This is a genomic window from Novosphingopyxis iocasae, from assembly GCF_014334095.1.
Classification (GTDB): domain Bacteria; phylum Pseudomonadota; class Alphaproteobacteria; order Sphingomonadales; family Sphingomonadaceae; genus Novosphingopyxis; species Novosphingopyxis iocasae.
In genome coordinates this window covers 2,859,228-2,874,641 of the sequence record NZ_CP060495.1, presented here as the reverse complement: position 1 = coordinate 2,874,641, position 15,414 = coordinate 2,859,228, and the positions used below count along the sequence as shown (strand labels likewise).

Sequence of the window (15,414 nt, the reverse complement as noted above, 5' to 3'; positions counted from 1 at the left end):
CGAGCGGGCTCGAACGACCGAAATTAGGGCGCTAAGCAGACGGACGACGATCCTGAGATTTATCTGATTAAGGCCTGAGCAATCCGGTCAGAGGTCCGGCAGGTTCTGCTCGGCCACTCCCCAGCCCCTCAGCGCCTTGCCTCCGGCGCGTTCGACGAGCTGGCCGGCATCGTTGATCGAAAAGGGATGAGCGTCCTTCATATCTCCAAGTTCGCCCCAGGCTATTGGCACGGCGACGGGGGCACCCCTGCGGGCGCGGGCGGAATAGGGCAGGACAGCAGTGGCACCGCGCTGGTTGCGCAGCCAATCGATGAAGATTTTGCCCTTGCGCTTGGCCTTGCTCATCGTCGCGGTGAACCGGTCGGGTTCGCGCATCGCCAGCGCTTCGGCGAAGCGGCGTGCGAAATCCTTATGCTGGTCCCACTCATGGCCCAGCGTCAGCGGCACCACCACATGCACGCCCTTGCCGCCGGACAGCATCGCGAAGCTGACGAGACCCAAATCGGCCAGCGTCTTGCGAATGTCGGCCGCAGCCGCCTTTACGTCGCCGAAGTCCAGCCCTTCGTCAGGATCGAGATCGAAGATCATCCGGTCGGGTGCCTCCACGTCCTTGGCTCGCGCGCCCCAGCCGTGAAACTCGATCGATCCCATCTGCACGCATTGCAGGATGCCGCGCTCGTCCTCGACATAAAGATAGTCTTCGGCGGCGCCGTCCTTGTCGCGGATCGGCACATGGTGGACGGCATCGCCGAACGAGCCGCTGTCATGTTTCTGGAAGAAGCATTTCTTTGCGCGCCCCTGCGGACAGCGCACCAGACTGACCGGGCGGTCCGCGGCGAAGGGCAGCATCAAGGGCGCAACAGTCTCGTAATAATCGGCGAGCTGCCCCTTGGTCTGGCCGCTGTCGGGAAAGACGACGCGGTCCCGGCTGGAAATAGCGACGCTCATGGCCTCGGCGGGCACTTTTGCGGGTTTCTCCGGCTTCACCTCGTCCGCCGTCTTGTCGCCGCGCAGGCCTAGGAAACTGGCGTGGCGGACGTTGCCGTCAGCGGTGAATTCGGCGAAGGCGATCTCGGCGACGAGTTTCGGCGTGATCCAGTGGACGCCGCGTGCCTGCGCCCGGTCGGCCTCCACCGGCGCGGTCTTACGCGCGAGCGGGCGCATTTTCGCGGCGAGATCGTCCAGCGTGTCGGCATCGAAGCCGGTACCCACCTTGCCCTTATAGACAAGATCGCCGCCTTCATGTTGGGCGAGAGCGAGCGAAGCGAAGGGCCGCCCGCGCGCGCTGCTCTCGCTCCAGCCGGCAATCACGAATTCCTGCCGCCGAGTGCACTTCACCTTGACCCAAGCCTTGCTGCGCGTGGCCCGATAGCGACCGTCGATCGTCTTGGAGATGATCCCCTCCTGCCCCGCATCGCACATAGCGCGGTAGAGCTTTTCGCCCGCGCCGATAACATGATCGGCCACGAGGATCGGCTCGTTCGCATCGGCAAGCAGCACTTCGAGCCGCTCCTTTCGCTCTATATTGGTAAGGCCGGCCAAGTCCTCGCCATCCAGCTCGAGCAGGTCGAACGCGTGATAGGTGAGCGCGTCTCCCGGCCTCTGCGATCCGTGGCCGCGCTTCAGCACCGCCTGCAGGCTGGAGAAATCGGGATTGCCATCCCTGCCGGGCGCAGTGATCTCCCCGTCGATCAGGCAGGGCGGCAGGTCGAGCGCGGCCACCGCCTCGACCAGCGGTCCGAACTTGTCGGTCCAGTCCTTGCCGCTGCGGGTGTAGATGTGCACGGTGTCGCCGGCGGCAGCAATCAGCGCGCGATAGCCATCGAACTTGATCTCGTGCATCCAGCCATTGCCCGCGGGAACCGCATCGACCAGCGTGGCGAGCTGAGGCTTGCGGAATTTGGGCGGTTTGCCGGCGGTCTTGCGTTTGCGTTTCGCCGGTTTCTTGGCTGCCGCATCGCGGTGCGTCTTCGCCTCAGCCATCTGCTCGGCAAAAGCCTTGCCCGTCTTGCCTTCCAGCGCGAACTCGCCGTCCGTGTCGGCGGCGATCTCGGCCATCGAGCGTCCGGTGGCGATGCTCGTGAGCGCGTGCGCGACCAGCCCGTCGCCCGCCTCGGCATGGTCGTCCTGCAGCTTGCGCAGCAGCCAATTCTCGCGCTTTTCTTTCGCCTTCGGTTTCAGCCGGATCAGGACCCACTCGCCCTTCATTCGCTCGCCGTACAGTGTGAAATGGAGATGCCCCTTATCGATATCCTTCCAGCTCTTTCCCTCCACCGGCTCCCACGTTCCGCGGTCCCACAGCATCACCGTGCCCCCGCCATATTCCTTTTGCGGGATCGTACCCTCGAAGTTGGCATAGGATAGCGGGTGATCCTCGGTGCGCACCGCGAGCCGCTTGATGTCTGGATCGGGCGAGGGTCCCTTGGTTACGGCCCAGCTTTTCAGCACGCCGTCTGCTTCCAGTCGAAGGTCCCAGTGGAGCCGCGTGGCATCGTGCTTCTGCACCATGAAGATGTTGCCGTTTGCGCTGCTCGCACGCTGACCCGAAGGCTCGGCGGTGCGTGCGAAATCGCGCTTGGCGTTGTAGGTCGCGAGCGGATCGGACTTGCGCGCCATCTCAGGCGGTCTTTTGCTTGGCCGCAGCCTTCTTCTTCTTCGGTGCCGATGCCTTGCCCTCGCTGCCGACAGACTTCTTGAGCGCGGCCATCAGGTCTACGACATTGCCCTTACCGCCGGACGAAGGCTCGTCATCCTCCTCGATGATCGCTTGGTTGCTCTTCGACTTCGCCTTCTTGTCGATGAGCTTCTGCAGCGCATCGGCGTAGCGATCGCGGAACTCGCCGGCATCGAACGGCGCGCTTTTCTTTTCGATCAGCGTGGTGGCCAGGTCGAGCAGCTCGGCCTCCGGTTTGTCATCCGGGATGTCGTCGAAGAAGCTCTGCCCCTTCTTCACCTCGTCGGCATAGCGCAGGATCTCCAGCAGCATGCCCTTGCCGCACGGCTTGATCGCGACCAGTTTCTCCTGCCCGCGCACCGAGAGCTGGCCGAGCGCCACCTTCTGCGCCTGGCGGAGTGCCTCGCGCAGCACGATAAAGGCTTCCTCGGCCAGATCGTCGGCGGGCACGACATAATAGGGCTTCTCGAAATAGAGCGGATCGATCTCGCAAGCATCGACGAACTGGACCAACTCCAGCGTCTTCTTGCTCTCGATCTTGACCGCCTCGATCTCCTCGTCTTCCAGCAGGACGTAATTGCCCTTGGAAAGCTGATAGCCCTTGATGATTTCGTCGCGGTCGACCGGGCCTAGGCCCTCCACTGTCTTTTCGTACCGGACGCGCTTGCCGCTCGGCTCGTGAATCTGGTTGAATGCGATCTTCGCGCCAGATTTGGTGGCGGTGTAGATTTCAACCGGTATCGAGACGAGCGCCAGCCTGATCTGTCCGGTCCAATATGCGCGTGCTGCCATGACGGACTCCCTGTTGCCGTCAGACCAGCGCTTTGCAGTGAGTTTGGTTGCGAACGGTGTGTTCTTCCGAAATTCCCGTCTGAAGTTGGGAGCGGTAACTCCATGGCGCACAGCTATCGCGGTCACCGGCATTTTTCGCCGTAACGATCCTTGGCTAGCTTCAATCGGCAGGTAGGGTGTCGACCTAACTCAAGTTACAAACCGATGGATTTTTCTGACGACAGCTATTGGGCGGAGGCCACGTGTCCAGCTATCGGGTAAGTCATCCGCAATCCTGCCTTTCAATGGCGGATTTCTACGGAATTTCAGGAATCGTGGAGCGGGTAGCGGGATTCCGCTCCACATCGCACAAAAGCTGAAAGCCGCAGAAAACCTCGACGTTTTCCAATCGGGAAACGTCTTGTAGCCTGCCATGTGAGAAGGTCAATATCACGATGTGATATGCCGCCCGATGATCACCGGCAGTGCTTCTTACCAGCCCTGTCCCTTTTGCGATTCGATATGGCGCCTCGCTGCCAACGCGGCTTTTTTCGCCTCGATCGCTACTGGATCATCTTTCGGCAGAAAGGGCTCAACCTTCTCGTGAACAGCTGCGAACTTGGCGACAGCCTCGCCCGCCTCCTTTGTGACCTTTTGCATAGCGACGACCTGCTCAGCCGCTTTCGATAACCATGCAGGATAGTCTTCCTTGAAGATCGCCACAGATTTTTCTTCTTTTGCGTAATTCAAAAGTATCGCTCTTGCAGTGACAGTGACAGTTGTTCCGGGCTCGGTCATTTCGGCCATGAGGCGCAAAGCTTCGGCATGCTTCGTCCTATCGGCGTCTAGTTTCGTTCGGTCGCCTTCCAAGACTTTCTTGGCAGCATCCACATCGACCCTCTCCGCAGCAATCTGCGATGCCACACGACCATGCTGAATTATCTCGGCTTCCAATTGCTGCTTCTGCGTGCGCAAGTGTAGCAGCCCTGCGTCCAGACTGGCCCGCTCAGCCTTCTTTTCGACGATCGATGCTTCCAGATCAGCGGCTTCGCGTCGAGAGCGCATTTGATTATCTTGATGGGCTCGATCCTGAGCCGCCAACCGAGCCCGTGTTTGCTCTTCTGCCAGTGCCGTTCGCCGCGCGACCTCGGCATCGATGTCGCCTTGCCGATCATTCGCAGCCTTTCTGATGGCCTCGTCGCGCTCGGCTATGGCTGCATCTCTCCTGCAAATGGCGGCTCGTGCCGCAGCCTCCGCTGCAGCCTGCGCCTCAGCTTGCCGGTACATTGACGCACCGTGATTGGCGATCTGCCTTTCCTGATCTACAATCTTGGCGCGTTGCTCCGCGAGGGTAGCTTTTGCCTTCACAATGTCTTCGGCCGTTTGCGACAGCGACGCCTGAACGGCCTGCTTCTCGTGGAGGGTTTGATTGATGCCCGCGAGTTGCTTCTCCTTGGCCGATACCTCCTGTTTGATCGCTACAAGTTCTGACCGAGCATCCGGCAGGGCTTGCTCGAGAGATCGAACCTCGGTCAACCTGGTGGCAATGGCGTCTTCCCGTATTTTCAGCGCCTTCGCCAGGTCCGTGATACGGGCATCCCTCTGATCAAGGGTCCGTTCTCGCTCTTCTGCAGCTTTTTCGCGATCTTCTATAACGCGCAGGCGTTCCAGCAGCTTCTTCACAAGTTCAGCTGCTTTTATGGCCCACTTTGGCCACCGGCCCATCGCTTCGTTTTGCTGTTTGTCATCGATGGCGGGGCCCGTAACATCGACAATGTCATGTCCTGCTACGACGGTTGCTTCGGCGGTCCCATCAAGTACATGCTTCAGCACTTCGCCGATTAATTCGTTTCGACGCTCTCGATCGGCTGCGGCGCTTTCCCGGACTCGGCTTTGCTCCTCCAGTCGATCGCGATCGAACCCAAGCTGACGGCGCTGCGCATCGATTTCCTCTTTATCGGATCGAGATCGTAGTTCCTGGCGCTCTACTTTCTCCTCTCGCATGTCCATTTGCTGCTCACGCGCCATCAAAACATCCGAGCGACGTTGCTGATCGCGTGCATCATGATCGATCAGCGCCTGTATCTCGTTTTGAGCGCGATGACGGTCGCTTAGCATTTTGTCGCGTTCATCGAGTTCGAGCTGCCGTTCGTGAAGCTCTCTACGATAAGATTTCAGTGAATTATGGTGCTTGTACTGCCCAACCGTGTCTTCGCCGCGTGCTAAACCGAGATGATAGACATATTGGTGGAACTGGGTCTGATGATCCGCGAAAGCCCTGCTGCTCCCGCTGATCACTTTGTCATAGGACAGCATCCAGACGATCGGCTGAGCCTTCAGAGCTGCGACGCGTTTGGCTACACCCTCTTTTGTGGTGGGCTTCGCCCCCCTGATTCCCTTCTTCTTTTGGTAGATTGGTAGGCCGATTGCATGGATATGCGGCGTCCCTTCGTCTAGATGAACCATGCACGAGATGAGGCCGTCCCCCAGCTTGTCTTTCGCGAACCGATAGGACTGGATTATGAACTCCCGCTTTTGATCTTCCTGCGCCTGCTGCCACCAGCCCGGCGATGCCGTGCAAAGAAGCTCGACGGCAAGATTCTTCCCCTCGACGCTTTTGATTTTCTTTGCTTCTAGCACCGCCTTTGCTCGTGCTTCGATCGTACCTTTCGCACCCGGCAGTAGTTCGACCGGGCCGGGTCGATTTGCATCTGTGAAGCTTACCTGTTGGTTGCGAGTGTTATGCCGCATGGCCTCGCACAGTTCGGGAAAGTCCTTCAGCTTTCCGATCCGCATGATTGCATATTGCTTACGGCTGAGGCTGCGTTCCGGAACCTTCGGGGTCATGACCTAGCTTCCCAAACGAAGTGTACAGCCTGGAGATAGTAATTATCTAGAACACTCACTCCGGGCTTATCCTTCGGAAAAGCCCCGTGAGACGCTGCCGGTTCGCAGCGTAAGTCGGTGCCCCCTGCGCGATACTGCGGGGTCAGCAAGCCCGTCACGGGCATTGCGTTCGACAGGATTTCGGCTGACTGTGTCATCACTCGCTCCTGTCTGTGGAGCTGGTTCCGGGCGCCGATGGCGCGGTCAGGCCGATCGATGACACAGCGCCTTCGGCGCCGGTCCGATCGGCCTGATGAACCAGCAACTCTTCAAGTAGGTCTTCATCGCTGAACGAGCCGCCTGGAGGCGGCGACGCTGTCGCGTCGTTCTTTTGCCCTGCTCGCCAGGCAGCGTTTTGACGCTGCTGCCACTCGTTGGTCTCGCGCTGTTTGCGCTCGTCGTCGACAAGCGGCGGGATGAACGGAGCCAAATCCTCGTTGCCCTCATCATCATAGTCGATGATGCCGACCGCGTTCGCAGCGACATAGTCGAGCTTAGCGGCATCGAGTTCCTCGCCGCTTATGCTGGCTTTGCCCCCAACATCGGCGTCTTGGTTGTTGGAGGTGTTTGCCTGCCCCTCCTCCAACTCGCGCATCTCGGCGAAAAGCTCTTCGAAGCTCCTGTCCCCAGCAAGCGTAGCTTTCTTCGGGCGGCCGAGACGTTTTCCATTTGGGGAGATCGCTGTCGAACCCTCTACCGCAGAAGGACCGGTCTCGGTGGTTTCGGCCCGCATAACACTACCGCGGGATCCGTCTGTTGCAGGACTATCGCTATCAGGCCTTGAACGTCGATGTTTTTTCCAATGGGCGAGCTCTGAGGAATAGGTCGCCAGCGATCCGCATTTGTCATTGAGCGCGCGTAAGTAACGAGTGGAAGGAGCTTTTCCTTCGCTCTGATTGTACTCATCGATTTGGCGCCAGATCTCCTCGCGCGATGGTGCTCGGCGAGTGGAGTTCACGCTCCGCCCTCCCTCGCATCCGGATCGTCAGACCCGCTCGCTTCATCTTGCGGTTTCTCGTTCGGGCGCGGTGAAGCTGGTCGTTGCACTGTAGCCGTTGCGCTGCTCGGATAGGCAGGCCGTTGGGGCGGAACCACGGCCGGATCGATGAGCGGTAGAGCATTCTGACGGCGCTCGACACTCTGGTTGCCGTGTGGCGCCTTCGGCTCGCGCTGAGCCGGGGCACTGGAAACCTTATCATTCGTCTCGTCGACCGTCGTTATCTTCGGTTCGCTATCAGCTTCTGTCGCTGGCGCGGCGCGACCGGCAGATGTCTCATCACTCAGCCGCTTCACCGCTGGCGATGTCCCCTTATCCTCAGAATGCGGCGCCTCACAGTGCGCCGCGAACAGCTCGCGAAGGGTGGCGTTACTAGCGTGGAGGTCAGATGCTTCCTTCTCGGCTGCCTTGAATTTGGCCTCCCACTCATCTCTTTCTACGCAAGCCCGCTCCAAATCCGCTTCGGTTTGTTCCAGCGTGTTCATGAGATCCTGCCGCACCAAGTCGGCGTCGGAAGCTACCTGCGTGATGGCAGCGTTTTTGAGCTCAGCTGCCGCCTGCATAGCGGTGTATCCGTCACTCAGCACTTTGACAGCCGCTTCGAGAAAGGCTTCGGCGTGGTCGTCGACAACCTTTTTTAGAGCATCTTTTGCTGCGCTGGGAACCTGAACAACGGGCCTAGCTAGCTCAGCTTCCTTTGCACGCCGCCATGTTTGGACTTTACTCTGTACCGAATGGTTTCCACCTGCTTTGCCAAGAGCCTTTCCCACCGCGTAGCCTGTGACCTCCCCAGGCCGAAGGTTCTTTTTTGCCATCAGCATCTCGGCGGTTTTGTTTACAACCTCTTGTGTAAGATCATCTTTTCTCATCTGTAGTGAACTCGCTCTTCGGGCGAGGAACCGGTGTGCGCGAAGTGCGCGAAGTGCGCGAAGTGCGCGAAGTGCGTTAGCTCAGTTCGCTCATCTCACCCACTTCGCAATGTGCAAAGTCTACCGGCCATCTCGCATGATCATTCTAAAGTTTGCACGCCTACCTCGCTGCAAACCGATTCTGTCGATCATGCCGATGCCTTAAAGCGTGGAGTGCCTGACAGGCGGATTTCGCATCTGCCTAATAAGAAGTCGGAAAACTTTTACCCAGCGAGGGGGAGTGCGCATCAGCCAGAACTTTGGAAGAAAAACCAATGCGTTGCTCGGAAGCTCAGTGACATAGAAAATTCGGCTCACCATTCCTACTGCAACTAGAAAAGGCGAAGTTATTCTACTCCGATGGAAACACTCTCGCGTCCTCGGCCTCATCGCCAGCTTGCAGCGGCGTGCTGAGTGTTTTTTACTTGGCACTGGTCATATATACGCTACCAGGATCGATTCTTCAAAATATTTCTGAAAGCCTTTCTTGCGGCCTATCGCCCGGCTGCTTTAAGGCGTCACCCGTAGCAACGGAGCAATCCTATTTTCGTCTAAGCTAATCCAATTCGGTCTTTCCGAAACTCTTGCAGCGGGTCCTACTGCAGGAAGAATCAAATCTGTGGGGGAGGACGTCAGCGTCGTTCGCAAAGGGATCAACATTTTGGTCTTAAGAATAAAAAGCGAGCCGCGCAGCGGCCGCTCCATCAGCAGATTTAGGAGTGAAGAAATTGCCGGAAGTGAACCGGCAAGGTGAAGGGAAAAGAGCTTAGATGCTCGGCTCCTGCCTCGCCGGTTCGAACACGAACCGAAAGGCAATTTTATGAACGAAGATCATTCAAACGAGGCCAGCGAGCAGCTGGCCAGGCAGCTGGAGCGCAATGAGCGCTACCGCGTGCTGCGCGCGGTCCCCGATCGCTTTACCAAAATGCCGGAGGACGGCACGCCTCCGGACGGCCGCTGTGTCGCGATCGTCGATACCGAGACGACGGGTCTCGATCCCGAGAAGGACAGCATCGTCGAGCTTGCAATCATGCTGCTGTTCGTCGGCGACAATGGTAGGGTGCTGGGGCATCTCGGACCGATCAGTTGGCTGCAGGATCCCAAAGTCGTTCTCGATCACCGGATCAGCATGATCACAGGGCTGGAGGATGAGGATCTTCGGGGCCAGATGATCGACGATGAGTTCGCATGGAAAATGCTCGCCCGGGCTGACCTCATCGTGGCTCACAACGCACCCTGCGACTTGAGCCTTATCGAACGTCGTTATCCGCAGATCGCGGGCAAGCCTTGGGCCTGTTCCTGCAGCGAGATCGATTGGCTGGCATTGGGCTTCGATGGGCGCGCTCAGCAGCACCTGCTGATGCAGGCAGGTTGGTTCAGCAAGGCGCACCGGGCGGGCGATGATGTGTGGTCACTGTTCTGGCTCCTGCAGCAGCGCCAGACCGATCCGAACGGCGATCGTGTGCGAACGCATTTGTCACGGTTGATCGAGGCGTCGGACAGGCCGAGCGTCCTGGTCGAAGCGCGTGGTGCACCGTACGACAAGAAGGGTCTGCTGAAGGCGCGGGGCTATAGCTGGAACGCCACCGGGAAGTTCTGGCAAAAAGAACTGCCTGAAGACAGCGTGCCGTTCGAGGAAGCCTGGGCTTACCGCAACGGCCTGCCATCGCTCGCAAAACGCAACGTGACCGCCAGCGAACGCCATCGCTGAACCAACCTAACTGATTACCGACAACGCAGCACAAGCCCGCCTCTGGCGGGCTTTGTGCTTTTTAGGAGATACGACATGCAAAATACCCTCAACATGCTCGAGCAGATGCTGGAGAAGGAAGCCCGCCAGTTCGAAGGCCAGAATGGCGAAAAGGCAGAACCCAAAACCAGTTCGATCACCGTACTCGACCTGGAGTTCCTCTGGGACCGCAATGCCCATGCCGGCTACAAGATTTGCGAAGGCACCACGGCCTGCGATGACATCCGCTGGCCGTTCCACCAGGTGGCCGCGGCTTGCTGGATGACGGCACATTTTTCTTCGACGAGCGATGTGCCAGAGATCACCGGGCCGACCGTTCTATTGCTGGAGACCATGAGCGAACGGGACCTGCTCGAAAACCTGTTCGCGGCGCTGCATCGAAGCCCGTCATCGATCCTCGTCACCTGGGGCGGGGAAGCACGTGACCTGGCGGTCCTGCGGCACCGCGCTGCGGTCCATGACCTGATCCTTCCCATGCAGCTCAGGCCCAGCTCTCCGCACGCCCCGCAGCGGCTCGATCTGTGCCGGGATGTCTGCGTCCAGGCGACGCCGGTGCATCTATCGGAATATGCCGCGGCAAGCTCGATCCCGTCGAAGCCGATCCCGTCGAAGCAGATCGGCCTGCTGGCCGAGCAAGGCGAATGGGGCAAGGTGCGAGAACAGGTGGCAGCTGACGTGCTCACCACCACGATCATCGCGCTGCGGCACCTTGCTGCTCGCGAACTGATCAGCTGCGACCGCGCCAAAAGCGTTACGGCCGTTGCAGAGGCTGCATCCGAGACGATCCCGTACAGCAGGTTCGTGAACCGCGATCTTGTGCCCTGGGCTTCCGGACAGGCGACGAAGGTGCGAGGCCAAAAGGTATCGTTGGCTGAAGCCGCGCTCAACTGATCGCTGCGCTGAAGATCAACTACAAAAAGGAGGAGGAAACGCAGATGTAGCCATCACAGCGCACCGGAGCGCGTCCGGTAAACCATCACGCGCACGCCCAAAGGCTCGCCAGACCGAGCACCCACAGGCCGCCCGTCACGAAGACGGATGCGGCTATTTTTATGCCTAAAGGATATACCCAATGCCGAAGAACAAAACACCAACCCATGCGCTCGCCACGAGCGTCGGCCTTGACAGCTACGCCATCGCGAACACCGCCATTGCGGCAACACAATTGTTCAAGATCCCCGCCCGGCATCCGCATGGTGAGGGACCATGGGACGACGAGGCCGACAAGATCGCCTGGATCGATGAGCGCACCGGAACACCCTGCATCATTCTGCGCCAGGCGAACGGGACGCTGAGCGGCTATGCTGCCGTAGAGCCCGGTCATCCGCTTTATGGCTATAATCATGATGCCATTCCATCCGAGCTGCGCGTGGTATCGCATGGCGGGCTGAACTACGCAGAAGCCTGCAACCAGACGATGCCCGAAGCGATCTCGGTATGCCATGTAGAGCCGCCGAAGCGGCCCCATACCGACATGCCGGACCGGTTCGCACATGACGGCGACCTATGGTGGTTCGGGTTCGATACGAACCATGTCTACGACTTCGTGCCGAACGAGCGCGTCCCCGAGGGTCAGCGGATCCACGACGGCAAGGTCTATCGAGACCAGGCATACGTCTACCGCGAATGCATCAAGCTGGCCGCGCAGCTGCATCGCATCGAGACCGGGATCGACATCCCGATCCCGGCTCACCTGCAGCAGACCATTCCTCCGATCGGGGGGACCGACTGATGAGCATGTTCGACGAAGCACCGGATTACGAAGATGTCCGCAACCCCAATTTGCCCTGGGGCTACTGGCTGATGCACGACAACCAGGGCGATGAGCGCATCGTGGATGAGGCAGGCGAGCGCTGGCGCTCGGTGCGCGACCACTTCTGGCTGTCCCGGCTCGGTATGGCGCTGCTGAGCGCACCGGAGCAGGAAGAGGCGCTGGAGTTCCTGCTTACCATGCTGGCGGTCATCGACCGCCGGACCATGGGGATCGAGGAGTATGTCCACGACCTGTTCGACAACGACTGGAACGTCGGCCAGCATTACGGCCAATGGCTGATCACACAGCGGCTGATCGTCTATGAGAGGCGCGGCCGCCCCCACGGTCCGCTGACCGCCGAAGGCAAGGCGGTGCTGCTTATGCTGGCCTCCACCCGGTCACCGGAGCATGCTCCGATCCCGATCGGTCTAGGCTGGGTGAAAGCTCGGCGTGGTCTCGACCGCGGCAACACCCGTACCCGCCTGAAAGAACTGCTTGCCGAGCAGGAGGCGTTTGCAGACCAGCTCGCCTGCCGGTTTGCACGCAAGACCATCGCCGATCTTCCAGCCATCGTGTTGATTGGCGAGGGCTTCGGTCCAGCGATCCCGCTGCGCCGAACCATCTGGTCGATGACATTCCCAGACGATCACGCGCGCGATCGGTTCTATCTGTGGCTGCACGAGCGGGTCGACCGCTGGGACGCATGGAGCGAGATAGCCGCGACCGACGGCGGGCGGGCACTCAGCGAACATCTGATGCAGCTGGCGTTTGCGGACCGGCCGATCGAGACCGGGTAGCTGGCTATCATGTGAATGGAACGAGCGTCACCCGCCCAAATGAAGCTAAGGCAATGATCAACTGTCGCTCTCCCGTTCAACCACCTCCACCAAAGCGTCGTCAAACGGCCGAGCCAGCGAAGTGGCATCGTCATAGTCGGCGGTCAGCCAGGTCTCGTGATCCTCCTGCTTCAGCAGCACGGGCATCGCTTTCGGATGCACCGCTCCGACAGTGTCGTTCGCCTCGGTCGTAAGGAACGCCATCCGCGGTCCTTCTTCGGTAGGGCGCCATATCCCCGCGAACGAGAACAGCGGCGTGTCGGTCCTACCGAACCACACCTTCCGCTTGGAACCTGCCTCGCCTTCCCATTCGCAGAATGACGTTACCGGGACCAGGCATCGCCTCTCAGGGGTGTTCAGCATCGAGCGCCAGAACGGGCTTTTGAGATTGCGCACGTTCGTCACCGGTCGGCTGGCCTTCGCCGGGGGCGGGACACCCCATGTCATCGTTTCGAGCGTCAGCTTTCCGTCGACGTTGCGCAAGATTGGCGCGTCACGATTGGGATAGATCGCCTCGAAGCTCGGCAGGTTCGAACGATCGCCATCGAAGGAGCCGAACAGCTTCGCAATCTCGGCGACCGTCGCGGTCATTCGGTACAGGTTGCACATGCCGCACAGCATGATCGCAATCGATCAGCTTGCCAAGATTCTCGATCATGTTCCTGCTTCGTTCTATATGCCGCTACGAATCAAGGAGACGCGAACGTGGCCCGACGCACGATACCAACAGCGAAGCGAGACGACGCCCTTTTTCCGGTGCGGGTGAAGATCAGGACGCCGACGCGAGGCTTTGGACAGGCGTTCGATCAGATACTTATCTGGCTCCGAGAAGAGGTCGGAGAGAACGACTGCGCGGTCCACAGCACCACCGCGATCGGATCGGATGCCACGGCGTTCTATTTTCGCGATCCGGTTACGGCGCAGCGTTTCGTCGACAGCTTCCCCGAGCTGGAACTTGCCGATGGCGGCCAAAAGATTCTCAGCTGATACGAAAGGAAGGTAGTCGAGAATGACGGTGGAGAGCATCCGCCGAACATCCACACTAGTCGTCGAACTCCGCATGCGCCCAGCGGTCCATTGCCGCGCTGCCTTTGTCGGTGAGACGGATGTACCTAAACCGCGCATCGGTCTTATCGCGTCGCTTGGCGACCATGCCCTTAGCTTCCAATGCTGAAATGTGCCGAAGAAGGGTGGTTTCCGGGGCGGAGCTCTCCCGTGAGAGATCGGCGATGATCATTGCGCGCTCATCGAGTTCGGCGATGAAGAGAATAAGCAGGATATCCCACGAGTGATCGCCAAACGTAAGGTCCGGGAAGGCGTCGTTGCGCAAACGCCGATCGGCAAGATGGCCGGCGGCACGATCGCGTATTTGCCGCTTCGATAAAAAGACCGGCTTACCCATTTGAATTGCTCCCCCTCGCTTCTAGGCCGCGTGGACAAGTTCTGTTCGCCATCCCCCCGTCCGCTATCGCCGCTTTCCATATCGAAACCGGCTTCTCGGGAAACGACCCCGATGCGGTCGTTCAATTGGAATGATTCAGCACCAGACTGATGACGGCAAAGGCGAGGAAGACGCTCCCGAGCAGTCGAGTTTGCCATTTACCTGCCGGGGAATAAGCTTCAAGCGAGCGATGCTCCTCAAAATAGGCCTCACTTGCGCCCCCTCGTAATTCATCAAGCCGCTTCTTTGTGCGTTTTTCCTTCCACTGCGGAAAAATGATGAACAGCGTACCAATCGCGATCAAGAGAACTTCGAACATAGCTTTCAGAGTAGCATTCGTTGCAAGGTTAGCAACGACCGCTTTCCAACCCAGTTTCGGTCATCCGCCGTCATTTGTAGGTCGCTCGATAGCGGACAATCGATGTGGGCAATTTTGTCCAAGCCGCCAAGGTGACTGAAAGCACCATTGCGGTTGTACCTGCAGAAACTGCGTAAGCTTCTGCCGCATGACAGAAGCTGAGGGCGGCGATATTGAGGGCGAATGAAATTGCCCCTCATTCTCGCAGCCCTCGTAATGTCTACGCCGTCTGCCGCCATTGCATGGGGTCAGAACGGTCACCGGATCATCGGTCAAATCGCGCAGGATAATATCGACGGCCGATCTCGCGCCGCGATCGAACAGATTATCGGAGACGAGGATCTGGCCACGCTTTCCACCTTCGCGGACGAAGAGCGCTCCAACCCGGCGCCCTTCTGGCAGAAGGAAGCGACGCCATGGCACTATGTCACCATTCCCGATGGTGAGACCTATGCCGATGTCGGCGCACCGCCCGAGGGCGACGCCTATAGTGCGTTGGAGCGTTTTACCGCGGTCCTGCGCAATTCTGCAGCCTCACAAGCCGACAAGCGCGTTGCGCTGGCATTCGTGGTGCACCTGGTCGGCGATCTCCACCAGCCGATGCATGTTGGCGATGGGACCGACCGGGGCGGAAACGATGTGCGCGTCACCTTCTTCGGTGACCGGACGAACCTGCACAGCGTCTGGGATACCGCGCTGATCGAAGGGCAGAACCTCAGCTACACCGAATATACTGCGCGCCTAAAACGGGAGATGACGCCGCAGAACGTCATCGACTGGTGGAGGGCCGATCCGCTCGTCTGGATCGCGGAAAGCATCGAGGTGCGGAAGCAGGCCTATCCGGCCGCGCCTGCCGATGGCGGCACGCCTTCGCTCAGCTACGATTATCAATATCGGCAGCTGCCCTTCGTCGAGCAGCGCTTGATGCAGGGCGGGATTCGGCTTGCCGCTTATCTCGACGATGCTTTTGCAGCGGAAGCCCGGCAGTAAATCGAGTTGTATGCGAGACCACTTCGTCACGGCTGAATTTGAGCCGGTAG

The 15,414-nt window shown here is 59.4% G+C and carries 14 protein-coding genes; 6 read left to right on the top strand and 8 right to left on the bottom strand.

What is annotated here, in order from left to right; translation table 11 throughout:
• Positions 1-87: 87 nt before the first annotated feature.
• From ligD to H7X45_RS13725, 5 genes are all read right to left on the bottom strand, one after another.
• Positions 88-2,616: a DNA ligase D gene (gene ligD, locus H7X45_RS13745; RefSeq protein ID WP_187335346.1), complete on the bottom strand. Its 2,529-nt coding sequence runs from the start codon at positions 2,614-2,616 to the stop codon at positions 88-90.
• Between the two features lies 1 nt (position 2,617).
• Complete coding sequence (gene ku, locus H7X45_RS13740; protein ID WP_187335345.1) at positions 2,618-3,466, bottom strand: non-homologous end joining protein Ku; 849 nt, start codon at positions 3,464-3,466, stop codon at positions 2,618-2,620.
• 471 nt (positions 3,467-3,937) lie between these two features.
• Positions 3,938-6,292: a plasmid recombination protein gene (locus H7X45_RS13735; RefSeq protein ID WP_187335344.1), complete on the bottom strand. Its 2,355-nt coding sequence runs from the start codon at positions 6,290-6,292 to the stop codon at positions 3,938-3,940.
• A 196-nt stretch (positions 6,293-6,488) separates the two neighbouring features.
• Complete coding sequence (locus H7X45_RS13730) at positions 6,489-7,289, bottom strand: hypothetical protein (protein ID WP_187335343.1); 801 nt, start codon at positions 7,287-7,289, stop codon at positions 6,489-6,491.
• The gene (locus tag H7X45_RS13725) at positions 7,286-8,197 is read right to left on the bottom strand and encodes a DNA-binding protein (protein WP_187335342.1); all 912 of its coding nucleotides are present in this window, start codon (positions 8,195-8,197) and stop codon (positions 7,286-7,288) included. Before H7X45_RS13725 ends, H7X45_RS13730 begins: the two co-directional genes overlap by 4 nt.
• Positions 8,198-9,056: 859 nt before the next feature.
• Here H7X45_RS13725 and H7X45_RS13720 point away from each other — a divergent pair.
• The 4 genes from H7X45_RS13720 (at position 9,057) to H7X45_RS13705 (ending at position 12,536) form a co-directional block, all read left to right on the top strand.
• Entirely contained in the window at positions 9,057-9,947 is an 891-nt protein-coding gene (locus tag H7X45_RS13720) for a 3'-5' exonuclease (protein ID WP_187335341.1), read from the top strand.
• Positions 9,948-10,022: 75 nt separating this feature from the next.
• Entirely contained in the window at positions 10,023-10,877 is an 855-nt protein-coding gene (locus H7X45_RS13715) for a hypothetical protein (protein ID WP_187335340.1), read from the top strand.
• 181 nt (positions 10,878-11,058) lie between these two features.
• A complete protein-coding gene (locus H7X45_RS13710; protein ID WP_187335339.1) occupies positions 11,059-11,718 on the top strand; it encodes a hypothetical protein in 660 nt (219 codons plus the stop codon).
• Positions 11,718-12,536 carry a hypothetical protein gene (locus tag H7X45_RS13705; RefSeq protein WP_187335338.1) on the top strand — a complete coding sequence of 273 codons (819 nt, stop codon included), beginning with the start codon at positions 11,718-11,720 and terminating at the stop codon, positions 12,534-12,536. The genes H7X45_RS13710 and H7X45_RS13705 overlap by 1 nt, the downstream gene beginning before the upstream one ends.
• Before the next feature lie 57 nt (positions 12,537-12,593).
• On the opposite strand, the gene H7X45_RS13700 is transcribed toward H7X45_RS13705, so the two are convergent.
• Positions 12,594-13,166 (bottom strand): SOS response-associated peptidase, encoded by a 573-nt coding sequence (locus tag H7X45_RS13700; RefSeq protein ID WP_246449470.1) that lies wholly within the window; start codon positions 13,164-13,166, stop codon positions 12,594-12,596.
• Positions 13,167-13,280: 114 nt separating this feature from the next.
• On the opposite strand from H7X45_RS13700, the gene H7X45_RS13695 reads away from it, so the two are divergent.
• A complete protein-coding gene (locus H7X45_RS13695) occupies positions 13,281-13,562 on the top strand; it encodes a hypothetical protein (RefSeq protein WP_187335336.1) in 282 nt (93 codons plus the stop codon).
• A gap of 55 nt (positions 13,563-13,617) precedes the next feature.
• Here the strand turns inward: H7X45_RS13695 and H7X45_RS13690 are convergent, their stop codons facing one another.
• Together H7X45_RS13690 and H7X45_RS13685 are read right to left on the bottom strand one after the other, a co-directional pair.
• Positions 13,618-13,977 (bottom strand): winged helix DNA-binding protein, encoded by a 360-nt coding sequence (locus H7X45_RS13690; RefSeq protein WP_187335335.1) that lies wholly within the window; start codon positions 13,975-13,977, stop codon positions 13,618-13,620.
• Between the two features lie 121 nt (positions 13,978-14,098).
• Entirely contained in the window at positions 14,099-14,335 is a 237-nt protein-coding gene (locus H7X45_RS13685; RefSeq protein ID WP_187335334.1) for a hypothetical protein, read from the bottom strand.
• Between the two features lie 222 nt (positions 14,336-14,557).
• Here H7X45_RS13685 and H7X45_RS13680 point away from each other — a divergent pair, with 222 nt between their 5' ends.
• Complete coding sequence (locus H7X45_RS13680) at positions 14,558-15,364, top strand: S1/P1 nuclease (RefSeq protein WP_187335333.1); 807 nt, start codon at positions 14,558-14,560, stop codon at positions 15,362-15,364.
• The last annotated feature ends 50 nt before the right edge of the window (positions 15,365-15,414 follow it).